10 protein-coding genes are annotated in these 10,707 nt (G+C 60.0%); 8 read left to right on the forward strand and 2 right to left on the reverse strand.

The window, feature by feature from the left end; genetic code table 11:
• Positions 1 to 316: FAD-binding oxidoreductase (locus tag ACUTJJ_RS23085; RefSeq protein ID WP_445543552.1), on the reverse strand; the 316-nt coding region annotated here is incomplete at its 3' end.
• 105 nt (positions 317 to 421) lie between these two features.
• Between ACUTJJ_RS23085 and ACUTJJ_RS23090 the strand changes: the two genes are divergently transcribed.
• A complete protein-coding gene (locus ACUTJJ_RS23090; protein ID WP_063947688.1) occupies positions 422 to 1,321 on the forward strand; it encodes a LysR family transcriptional regulator in 900 nt (299 codons plus the stop codon).
• Between the two features lie 10 nt (positions 1,322 to 1,331).
• On the opposite strand, the gene ACUTJJ_RS23095 is transcribed toward ACUTJJ_RS23090, so the two are convergent.
• The gene (locus tag ACUTJJ_RS23095) at positions 1,332 to 2,606 is read right to left on the reverse strand and encodes a DUF3422 family protein (protein WP_445543553.1); all 1,275 of its coding nucleotides are present in this window, start codon (positions 2,604 to 2,606) and stop codon (positions 1,332 to 1,334) included.
• 289 nt (positions 2,607 to 2,895) lie between these two features.
• On the opposite strand from ACUTJJ_RS23095, the gene ACUTJJ_RS23100 reads away from it, so the two are divergent.
• From ACUTJJ_RS23100 to ACUTJJ_RS23130, 7 genes are all read left to right on the forward strand, one after another.
• Positions 2,896 to 3,669 carry a FadR/GntR family transcriptional regulator gene (locus tag ACUTJJ_RS23100; RefSeq protein WP_063947687.1) on the forward strand — a complete coding sequence of 258 codons (774 nt, stop codon included), beginning with the start codon at positions 2,896 to 2,898 and terminating at the stop codon, positions 3,667 to 3,669.
• Positions 3,670 to 3,772: 103 nt separating this feature from the next.
• Positions 3,773 to 5,119: a glycosyltransferase family 4 protein gene (locus ACUTJJ_RS23105; protein WP_186376678.1), complete on the forward strand. Its 1,347-nt coding sequence runs from the start codon at positions 3,773 to 3,775 to the stop codon at positions 5,117 to 5,119.
• The gene (locus tag ACUTJJ_RS23110) at positions 5,116 to 5,862 is read left to right on the forward strand and encodes an HAD family hydrolase (RefSeq protein ID WP_445543554.1); all 747 of its coding nucleotides are present in this window, start codon (positions 5,116 to 5,118) and stop codon (positions 5,860 to 5,862) included. The genes ACUTJJ_RS23105 and ACUTJJ_RS23110 overlap by 4 nt, the downstream gene beginning before the upstream one ends.
• 293 nt (positions 5,863 to 6,155) lie before the next feature.
• The gene (locus ACUTJJ_RS23115; RefSeq protein ID WP_063947685.1) at positions 6,156 to 6,596 is read left to right on the forward strand and encodes an NUDIX hydrolase; all 441 of its coding nucleotides are present in this window, start codon (positions 6,156 to 6,158) and stop codon (positions 6,594 to 6,596) included.
• Between the two features lie 160 nt (positions 6,597 to 6,756).
• On the forward strand, positions 6,757 to 8,265 hold the full coding sequence (locus tag ACUTJJ_RS23120) for an inorganic phosphate transporter (RefSeq protein WP_445543555.1): 1,509 nt from the start codon (positions 6,757 to 6,759) through the stop codon (positions 8,263 to 8,265).
• A gap of 14 nt (positions 8,266 to 8,279) precedes the next feature.
• Positions 8,280 to 9,017, forward strand: a complete 738-nt coding sequence (locus ACUTJJ_RS23125; RefSeq protein WP_445543556.1) for a 16S rRNA (uracil(1498)-N(3))-methyltransferase — start codon at positions 8,280 to 8,282, stop codon at positions 9,015 to 9,017.
• Positions 9,018 to 9,135: 118 nt separating this feature from the next.
• Complete coding sequence (locus ACUTJJ_RS23130; protein ID WP_063947682.1) at positions 9,136 to 10,509, forward strand: glutamate--cysteine ligase; 1,374 nt, start codon at positions 9,136 to 9,138, stop codon at positions 10,507 to 10,509.
• Positions 10,510 to 10,707 lie beyond the last annotated feature (198 nt).

Here is a 10,707-nt window from a genome sequence, read left to right on the forward strand (position 1 = left end):
GCCCGATCACCACGGCGTCTTCTTGCGGGATTGCGCCGCCGGAAAGCGAGGTGCCGGCGCCGCGCGGCACCACCGGAATGCCCGAGCGATGGCAATATGTCATGACCGCTGCCACCTCCTCCGTCGTTCTCGGCAAAGCGACGGCGAGCGGCAGACGGCGATAGGAAACGAAAGCATCGGTTTCGAAAGGCACGACTTCGCGGGCCTCATGCACAAGACAGTCGTCAGGCAGGATGGCCTTGAGGTCGGCAATGATGCGGTCGCGTTGCGCGACGACCTGAGCGCGCGGCTCCAGAAACTTAATAGGCTGCGTCACCGCCGCTCCTCCGTGCCGATAACTGGTATTGTTTCTTTACCACTTTGAGGCCGCGCAATCAAATGGTATGGATTTTTTCTATTCTGGAAACAATCGGGGGCAACTATGACAAATCTGGGTGACCTGGAAGTCTTCGCAAGCGTCGCCGCCTCCGGCAGCATGTCGCTCGCCGCCAAGGAGCTGGGCTATTCGCCCGCCGTCATTTCCAAACGCGTTAAACGACTGGAGGAAAAGCTCGGCGCCCGACTGTTCCAGCGCACCACCCGACAAATCTCTCTGACTGAAGCGGGACAAGGCTTTTACGAGCGGGTGCTGGCTGTTCTCGAAGGCCTTGAAGAGGCCGAGGATTTTGTGTCCGGCCGGGCCAACACCGTCAACGGCACGTTGAAGGTTTCCGCCCCTACCTCCTTCGGGCGCATGCATATCGCGCCACATTTGAAGGGCTTCATGGAGCGGCATCCGGACCTTTCGGTCAATCTGGTGCTCAGCGACGCGTTCATCGATATCATCGAAGGCGGTTACGATCTGGCGATCCGCATTGCCGATCTCAATTCCTCGAGCCTTGTCGCTCGCAGGCTGGCGCCAGTGCGACGTGTGCTCTGTGCCTCGGCTGATTATGTTGCCGCGCACGGCATACCCGCGACAATCGAGGATCTGAAAAAACACCGGTGCCTGCCCGCGCATAATAACGACGTCTGGCGGCTGGAGGGGCCGGGCGGCGCGCTCAGCATTCGCCCGGAAGGGATGCTGGTCACCAATTCGAGCGAGGTGATCCGCGAAGCCGTTATATCAGGGCTTGGCATCGCGCTGCGTTCGACATGGGATATCGGCCATGAGTTGCGCAGCGGAAAGCTGGTGCAGGTTCTGCCTGAATATGAGGGCTCGCGCAACGTGACGCTGTCTGCGGTCTACCCCAGCCGGCAGTTTCTGCCGGCAAAGGTGCGGCTGTTCATCGATTATCTCGCCGGACTCTACGGGCCTTCACCCTATTGGGAGCAGGGTTGATACCGTGATCCTAATGGCCGCCCTCGGCATGGGAGCGGCGGATGCGGCGCACGACCCACCAGACGCCCAGCACCGCGAAGGGAACGGAGATACCGGTGACGACGGCGGGATCGACCGGCAGCACGTCATGGCTGATCGCCTTGGTAAGATAGCCGATGAGCCCGACGACATAATAGGAGATCGCGGCGACGGACAGGCCTTCCACCGTCTGTTGCAGGCGAAGCTGCATGGCGGCGCGCTTATTCATGGTGTTGAGCAGCACCGTGTTCTGCCGTTCCAGTTCCACATCGATCCAGCTTCGAACCAGAGCCGTGGCGCGATAGAGCTTGCGCGACAGGTTGGCCTGTCGTTCTTCCACCGACTGGCAGGTGCGCATGGCTGGCGCCATGCGCCGTTCCAGAAAGCTGCCCATGGTTTCATGGCCCTGCACCGGCGTTTCCGCGAGCGCCCGGATGCGTTCGCGCACGATGCCGTCATAGGCGCGACTGGCGCCGAAACGATAGAGGCTGAGCGCGGCATTGGCCTCCAACTCGGCGGCAAGCCGGGTCATTTCGGCCAGCAGCGCATCGGCCTCGTCGCGGGCATCGCTCTTCATGCGCTGGGTGATGCCGGTCAAGCCATCTTCGATACGGCGGATTTCCGGCGACAGCGTCTGCGCCATCGGCAGTCCGAGCATGGCGAGCGTGCGATAGGTCTCGATATCCAGAAGGCGCTGCACCAGCGCGCCGCGGCTGTAATCGCTGAGGCCTCGGTCGATCACCAATATCTGCGTCAGCCCGTCGCGGTCCTGCCGGAAATCGGTGAGGATGGCCGACTGACCGTCGCGCACGTCGCTATGACAGAGGCTGGTGGGCTCGAAGATTGCTTCCGCCTGCGAGGTAGAACCATTCTCCGGGCGAATTTCCAGCCGCACGCCCGAGATCAGCGAACCGGGCGGCGAAAAGCCGTCGCCGAAAGGATCGCCGGCAATCTCGCCGCCGAACTTTTCCGGCGCCGGACCGTCCCAGAACCAGGTCGAGAACTCGGTATGTCGCTCCCAGCGCAATGTCCCCTGCCCCCACGGCATGGCGTGGTGACGCGCATCGCGTTCCGGCGGGGCAACACCGCGGCTGCGCGACATTTCCGCGATAACCGAATGGTGCACGGACGAGCCGCCATCCATCATGAAGGCAAGCTGGATGATGATGCGCGACGGGGCAAGCAGCACCGTCGGCCGCGCATGCACCTCGCCCAATGCCAGCGACCGTTCCGGCGCGCTTGCGAATGCAAATCTACCCTTTGCCATTGCGATACCGTCCCCGCTTTTATGGCTGATGTCTAAGGCATCGATTGTGATGACAACACCACGATCGACGCCGATGTCACTGTTTTGATCCACCTGACGGAAAAATCCGCCGCCATGACCCTGTCGGCGACCGCTTTAACAAAAGCCAGTTCAAAAAGGCAGATGCTGTGTTGCCGCAGGCATAGATACAGCGCGAGACAGAACTGGACAGAATATTTGACCAGTGCGAGATTTGCCTGATACCTTACATGATATCAAACACGGTCGGATTTCGCCGGGGACTTCTGCGATGGACGAAATGCTTTTTGCGCGCATCGAGCACAGCCGCACATCGCAGGAGGTGATCTTACGTTTCGAAGAACTGATCCTCGACGGGATTTTGCGCGATGGCGACCGGCTGCCCGGCGAGCGCGAACTGGCGCAACGCCTCGACGTCTCGCGGCCCATCCTGCGGGAAGCGTTAAAGGAACTCGAAAGCCGGGGCCTTCTTGTGAGTCGGCATGGCGGCGGCACCTATGTGGCCGATATCGTTGGCCCGGTATTCTCCGATCCATTGAGTGCGCTGATCACCCGCCACAGCCGGGCGACGCGGGATTTTCTCGAATACAGACGCACCATCGAAGGCATGGCCGCCGAACTTGCCGCACAGCGGGCAACAGAACCGGACCGGCGCAACCTTGCCGCGATTGTTAACAGGATGCGCGAAGCCCATGAGGAGGGTCGCTTTGACGACGAGCTCTCCGGCGACGTCGAGTTCCACAATGCGGTGGGGGAAGCCGCGCATAACATCGTGCTGATGCATACGTTGCGCTCCTGCTACCGGCTCCTCAGCGACGACATTTTCTACAACCGTCACCTCATCTTTTCCATCGCCGGCGCGCATGACGAGGTTTTACGGCAACATGTCGCCATTCATGATGCCATCGCCGCGGCTGATCCGGTCGCGGCAAGGATGGCGGCGGAAGGGCACATCGACTTCATCGTGGAAACGACGGCGAAGGCCCATCAGGCCCGCGAATGGGACCGGATTTCCCGCCTCCGACAGCAGCAGCGCAGCGGCTGAAACCGCTTCACGGCGAAACGCGCGATCCATTTTGTTCCGTTTTTGATGGAACCTTTTGTGCCCTTTGGACTTTTTACCGGGTTAATTGGAAAAATTTACCAAGATGGGACCCATGACAACCACGAGCGAAACTGAACGCTATCCGCGGATAGCTCTCATATCGACGCATGGCTATGTCGCCGCGCATCCGCCACTGGGCGCGGCTGATACCGGGGGGCAGGTGGTTTATGTGCTTGAGCTTGCACGCAAACTCGGCCAACTCGGTTACACCGTCGATCTTTATACCCGCCGCTTCGAAGACCAGCCGGAATTCGACGAGGTTGATGAGCGCGTCCGTGTGGTGCGCATCCCCTGCGGCGGACGTGACTTCATTCCCAAGGAATATCTGCACCGCCACCTGATGGAATGGTGTGAAAACGCACTGCGTTTCATCAAGAAAAACGACCTCAACTACTCCTTTATCAACAGCCACTACTGGGATGCCGGCGTTGCCGGTCAGCGACTTTCGGAAGCGTTGAAAATCCCGCATTTGCATACGCCGCATTCGCTGGGGATCTGGAAAAAACGCCAGATGGAAACGGACTATCCCGAGAAGTCCGATACGTTCGAACTCGAGTTCAATTTCAAGGAGCGCATCCAGCACGAACTCATCATCTACCGCAGCTGCGACATGGTCATCGCTACCACGCCGGTGCAGCTCGACGTGCTGATCGAGGATTACGGCCAGAAGCGCAAGCATATCCACATGATCCCACCGGGATATGACGACAACCGCTTTTTCCCCGTTTCGGATGCGACACGCCAGATGATCCGCCAGCGTTTCGGCTTCGAGGGCAAGGTGGTGCTGGCGCTTGGGCGACTGGCCACCAACAAAGGCTACGATCTGCTGATCGACGGTTTTTCGGTTTTGGCCGAGCGCGAGCCGGAAGCCCGCTTGCACCTCGCCGTCGGCGGTGAGAACATGGATGAGCAGGAAACCACGATCCTCAATCAGCTGAAGGAGCGGGTAAAATCGCTCGGGCTGGAAGATAAGGTGGCCTTTTCAGGTTATGTCGCCGATGAGGACTTGCCCGACATCTATCGCGCCGCCGATCTGTTCGTGCTTTCCAGCCGCTACGAGCCTTTCGGCATGACGGCCATCGAGGCGATGGCGAGTGGTACGCCGACCGTCGTGACTATCCATGGCGGGCTATTCCGCGCTGTCAGTTATGGTCGTCATGCGCTGTTTGCCGATCCTTTCGACAAGGAAGATCTCGGCATCACCATGATGAAGCCGTTCAAGCACGAGCGGCTTTACGGGCGGCTTTCCCGCATGGGGGCGCATAAGGCGCGCAGCCTGTTCACCTGGACGGGAATTGCCCAGCAGCTTCTGGCCGTCGTGGAAGGCAGAACGATGATGCCGGTTCTGGAAGAAGCGGACTGGGCCGAACCATGGAATGACGGCGATTGAAACAGGTTCGCCTTTTCTCCACCGATCTGGACGGAACCGTCGTTGGCGATAACGACGCCACGCGGCGGTTCCGCGACTTCTGGCACGCGCTGCCCCAAGACGATCGTCCGCTTCTCGTTTTCAACAGCGGGCGATTGGTCGACGACCAGCGCGCCCTTCTGGAAGAGGTGCCGCTGCCGCAGCCCGATTACATCATCGGCGGCGTCGGCACGATGCTGCATGCAAGACAACACGAAGCGCTTGAAACTGCCTACACCAGGTCTCTCGGCAACGGGTTCGATCCTGGCCGAATAGCTGAGGTGATGGCCGCGATTCCGGGCGTGACGATGCAGGAAGAGCGCTACCAGCATGGCTTGAAATCCAGCTGGTTCCTGCATGACGCCGATGAAACGGCCCTGAGTGAGATCGAGACGGCACTCGCGGAGGCCGAGATCGACGCCCGCATTGTCTATTCCAGCGGACGCGACCTCGATATTCTCCCGAAAGCGGCCGACAAGGGCGCTGCCCTTGCCTGGCTGTGCGGGCAACTCGGAATCGGCGTCGATGAAGCGGTCGTTGCGGGCGATACGGGCAACGACAGGGCGATGTTCGAACTGCCGACCGTGCGCGGCGTGATTGTCGGCAATGCCCTGCCGGAACTCGCTTCCCTCGCCGATCACGACGACAGATTTTTCCGCGCTGCCGCGACAGAAGCAGACGGCGTGATCGAGGGCCTGAGGCACTGGGGTCTCAACCCCGCCTGAAACAACGCCTGCAATGCGTCATCACAGGGTTGCAGTCGCGTGGCATGAATGTGGGCCAGAAGCACCTTACTGCTCCGATTGATCGACCGGGAACCACCCGGTCGAAACTTTGTTCGCCAATTGACCCTGACAATCTGCCAAAAAGCTTCATTAGCATGAAGACAGCAGTGGGTTATGCGGAAAGGGGATTGGCCGAATCTAAGGCCTCCCTATATTATCTGTTATCACCGCACGACAGAGAGGACCTGTTCGGGTTGAAAATCTTGAATCGATTGGCGACAGACGTTGGCTTGATGTTGCGCAGACCGCCGCGACAGCAATATGCGGCGCTATGTTATCGATTGTCCGAGACCAATGCGGAGCCCGAAGTCCTGCTGCTGACCAGTCGCGACACCGGGCGGTGGGTCATTCCCAAGGGATGGCCGATGGCCCACAAGAAGGCGCATGCGGTGGCCGAGCAGGAAGCCTATGAGGAAGCCGGCGTCAAGGGCACGGTCGAGAAGGCCCCCTTCGGCTATTACGGCTACGAGAAAAAGCTGAACAGCGGCATCAACGTGCCGTGCAGGGTTCAGGTGCATCTGCTCAAGGTTTCCGAGATGCAGGACAGCTTTCCCGAAAAGGAATCCCGACGGCTGGAATGGGTCAGCCCCCGGGAAGCTGGCAAACGGGTGAACGAGCCGGAACTGAAAGCACTCATGCTCGCTTTCGACAAACGGATGGCGCATTCGAAATAGCGTTACGAGCGAAGCAGTGCCATGATGGAGTTTGATCTCCGACATCGCACTTACCGTCTTTCCTTTTGGAAAGATGTGCGAGATGTAACAGTCTTTCTGTAAATTGCCTTCAACCTGCGACGCTGCCGGACGAAAGGGAATGCTGGCAAACGAGGTGTGAATGGCAACGAAGCCGCCATCGAACATGAAGCCGACGCTCGACAAGGATCTCGACAAGCTGACCCGTGTCGAAGAGGCGACGCTGCATGTCACGCAGCAGCTTGCCGGTATTGGCGCAGGCTTCATGTTTGTCGTTCTTGCGGCGCTCTTTGCCGGCGCTTTCGTGACGGGCACAGCCGGTTCGATCATCATCATCGTTGCTGCGGCCATCGGCGCTTATATGGCGATCAACATCGGTGCGAACGATGTGACGAACAATGTCGGCCCTGCGGTCGGCGCCAAGGCCATGCCGCTTGCCGTCGCCCTTATCGTTGCCGCTATCTGCGAGATTGCCGGCGCGTTGATCACGGGCGGCAACGTCGTCGAGACCATTTCAAGCGGCATCATCAATGTCGGGACCATCCCCGACAGGACCGCCTTTTCCTGGGCCATGCTCTCGGCGCTTCTCGCCGCCGGTCTGCTCGTTAACATTTCGACCTGGACCAGAGCGCCAATCTCGACCACCCACACGGTCGTCGGCGGCGTTGCAGGCGCCGGCATGGCAGCCTATGGCGCAAAGGCGGTCGAGTGGTATTCACTGGCCAGCATCGCGTTTGCCTGGGTGCTCGCCCCCTTTATCAGTGCCGTGATCGCAATTGCCATCCTTGCCTTCATCAAGGAATTCATCATCTACCGCGAGGACAAGATTGGCTCGGCGCGGCTGTGGGTTCCCGTTCTCATCGGCCTGATGGCAGGTGTTTTCATGGCCTACCTTATCTGGGTCGGATTGCGGCAGCTTACGCATGTGTCCCTTGGTCACGCAAGCCTCATAGGACTGGTGACAGGCATTGTTGCCTGGCGGCTCTGCGTGCCGATCATCCGCAAGCAGTCGGAGGGATTGGAAAACCGCAACCAGTCGCTCAGGATATTGTTCCAGTGGCCGCTGGTTCTCGCCGCCGCGCTCATGTCTTTCGCACATGGCGCAAACGACGTCTCGAACGCCATCGGCCCCGTGGTCGCCATCGTGCGGGCGCTGCATGATGAAGCTGTCAGCACATCGGCCCGCGCACCACTGTGGGTGATGCTGGTCGGCGCCTTCGGGCTATCCTGCGGTATTCTTCTTTATGGCCCACGTCTCATCCGCCTCGTCGGCGAGCAGATCACCAAGCTCAATCCGATGCGCGCTTTCTGTGTTTCGGTTGCGACCGCGCTGACCGTCCTCGTTGCATCGCGCTTCGGTCTGCCTGTCAGTACCACCCATACGGCGATCGGCGCGGTTTTCGGTGTCGGCTTCTTCCGCGAGTGGTACACGCAATCGTCACGGCGGCGGCAGGAGCTGGTCCAAACGGGAGCCAGCCAGCCAACCCGCCGGGCTCACAAATATGCGGACAATCCATCCGAAGTGCGCCGGCGCTATCTTGTCCGCCGCTCGCACTTCATGACTATCATCGCTGCCTGGCTGGTCACTGTGCCGGCAAGTGCAACGCTTGCGGCGCTGCTCTATTGGCTCATGTCGTTCCTCTTCCTCTGAAAACAGAAAATCCCATGCGCGCCAATTTCCGGATGCAACGTCTCTATATCGAAAACAGTCTTGCCGAAGGCGTCGGGCAGGAAGCGACAGCCGAGCAATTCAACTATCTCGCCAATGTTCTGCGCCTGGCCGATGGCGCGGAAATCCTATTGTTCAACGGCCGCGATGGCGAGTGGAAGGCCCGGCTTTCCTTCCCCAGCCGCAAGAAGATCGTGCTCATTCCTGTCGAACAGACACGTCGGCAGCCAGAGGCGCCCGACCTGCACTACCTCTTTGCCCCGCTCAAGGTCGGCCGGATGGACTATCTCATCCAGAAGGCGGTCGAAATGGGAGCGGGCGTGCTGCAACCGGTGATGACGCAGCACGTTCAGGGCAAAATCCACAGCACCGAGAAGCTGCGCGCCAATGCCATCGAGGCCGCCGAACAATGCGGCATCCTGTCTCTTCCCGAAGTGGCAGAGCCGGTGAAGCTGAAAGAGATGCTGGAGACCTGGCCGGAAGACCGGCGCATCATCTATTGCGACGAAGGGGATGCGGGGCAAAATCCGCTACCAGCCCTGCAAGCCGTGAAGGAACGTAAACTTGCGCTGCTGGTTGGGCCGGAAGGCGGCTTTTCCGAGGAGGAACGCGCGCTTCTGCGCAGCCTTGCCTTTGTGACCCCCATACCGCTCGGGCCACGCATTCTGCGCGCCGATACCGCCGCCGTCGCCGCCCTTGCCGTCATTCAGGCCTGCATCGGGGACTGGAACTGAGGGAAGCCATTGCGCTTCATGCATCTTTAAAAGAAATTCATTTGCCAGCGGATATGATCCGGCCCTATCTGCCAATCATATGCCTCGCCACAACAGAGACGTCATAACAAGGTAAGCCATGGCACGCGACACGACCGACCAGACCCCCCTCTCCTCCGTGACGGAGCTTACAGATTATCTGGCGGGCGGTAACAAGGCTGAAGCCGATTTCCGCATCGGCACCGAGCACGAAAAATTCGCCTTTTTCCGCGAGGATAACAGCCCGGTTCCCTATTTCGGCGAGGCCAGCATTTCAGCCCTTTTGAAGGGCATGCAGGAAAAGCTCGGCTGGGAACCGATCATGGACGGTGAAAACATCATCGGCCTTGGCGAACAGCACGGCATGGGGGCCATCTCCATCGAACCGGGCGGCCAGTTCGAACTATCGGGCGCACCGCTCGAAAACCTGCACCAGACCTGCAAGGAATCCAACCAGCATCTGGCTACCCTTCGCGAAGTGGCAGAGCCGATGGGCATTCGTTTCCTCGGCATCGGCGGCAGCCCGCTGTGGACCTATGACGAGACGCCGCGCATGCCGAAATCGCGCTACGCGATCATGACGCGTTACATGCCCAAGGTCGGGACCAAGGGTCTCGACATGATGTACCGCACCTGTACCATCCAGGTTAATCTCGACTTCTCATCCGAAGCCGACATGCGCCAGAAGATGCGGGTTTCGATGAAGCTGCAGTCGCTGGCGACGGCGCTCTTCGCCTCCTCGCCTTTCACCGAGGGCAAGCCGAACGGACTTCTCTCCTGGCGCGGCGATATCTGGCGCGATACCGACAATCGCCGCTCGGGCGTGCTGCCCTTCACCTTCAACGACGATTTCGGCTTCAAGGATTATGTCGAATGGGCGCTCGACGTGCCGATGTATTTCATCGTGCGCGACGGCAAATATCACGATTGCACCCATGTCACCTTCCGCCAGTTCATGAACGGTGCGCTGAAGGGCGAAATCCCCGCATGGGAACCAACCATGGGCGACTGGACGAACCACCTCTCCACGCTGTTCCCCGATGTCCGCCTGAAGCGTTTCCTCGAAATGCGTGGCGCCGACGGTGGGCCGTGGAGGCGCATCTGCGCCCTGCCCGCTTTCTGGGTCGGCCTTCTCTATGACAGGCAAGCGCTGGACGCTGCCGATGCGCTGACCGCCGATTGGAGTTTCGACGAGGTGATCGCGCTTCGCAACGCCGTACCGGCCAAGGGGCTCAATGCAGAGATTGCCGGCAAGCCGCTTCTTGGTATCGCCCGCGAGGTTCTCGACATTTCCCGCACCGGCCTGAAAAACCGCAAGCGGCTGAATGGCGAAGGCCAGGACGAGACCGTGTTCCTGTCTTCGCTCGACGAGGTTCTGGCCAAGAAGACCACGCTCGCCGAAGACCTGCTGGCGCTTTATCACGGCCGCTGGGGCGGCTCGGTGCTGCCGGTGTTCGAAGAATATCAATATTGAGGTTTTGCCGGAAAAACGGGCAGTCAGTTCAGGCCAGGCCATAAAAAAGCCCGGTGCGGCCGAGGGGCCTGACACCGGGCAAAGGCAGGGCTATTGGCAAATCACCCTGCGGGGAAAACCTTGCGGCTGGAGGCCGCGTCCGGCAGCTGGAGGTCTGTCGGAGGCGGAATTTCAAAGCGTCTTGAAACGCGTGACGGC

This window comes from Agrobacterium sp. DKPNP3 (assembly GCF_052686535.1).

What these genes read in the sequence shown, in the direction of transcription:
- ACUTJJ_RS23125 (WP_445543556.1), top strand. Translation starts at nt 8,280, where the DNA reads ATGCGCGCCAATTTCCGGATGCAACGTCTCTATATCGAAAACAGTCTT.
- ACUTJJ_RS23130 (WP_063947682.1), top strand. Translation starts at nt 9,136, where the DNA reads ATGGCACGCGACACGACCGACCAGACCCCCCTCTCCTCCGTGACGGAG.
- ACUTJJ_RS23120 (WP_445543555.1), top strand. Translation starts at nt 6,757, where the DNA reads ATGGCAACGAAGCCGCCATCGAACATGAAGCCGACGCTCGACAAGGAT.
- ACUTJJ_RS23090 (WP_063947688.1), top strand. Translation starts at nt 422, where the DNA reads ATGACAAATCTGGGTGACCTGGAAGTCTTCGCAAGCGTCGCCGCCTCC.
- ACUTJJ_RS23095 (WP_445543553.1), bottom strand. Translation starts at nt 2,606, where the DNA reads ATGGCAAAGGGTAGATTTGCATTCGCAAGCGCGCCGGAACGGTCGCTG.
- ACUTJJ_RS23100 (WP_063947687.1), top strand. Translation starts at nt 2,896, where the DNA reads ATGGACGAAATGCTTTTTGCGCGCATCGAGCACAGCCGCACATCGCAG.
- ACUTJJ_RS23105 (WP_186376678.1), top strand. Translation starts at nt 3,773, where the DNA reads ATGGGACCCATGACAACCACGAGCGAAACTGAACGCTATCCGCGGATA.
- ACUTJJ_RS23115 (WP_063947685.1), top strand. Translation starts at nt 6,156, where the DNA reads ATGTTGCGCAGACCGCCGCGACAGCAATATGCGGCGCTATGTTATCGA.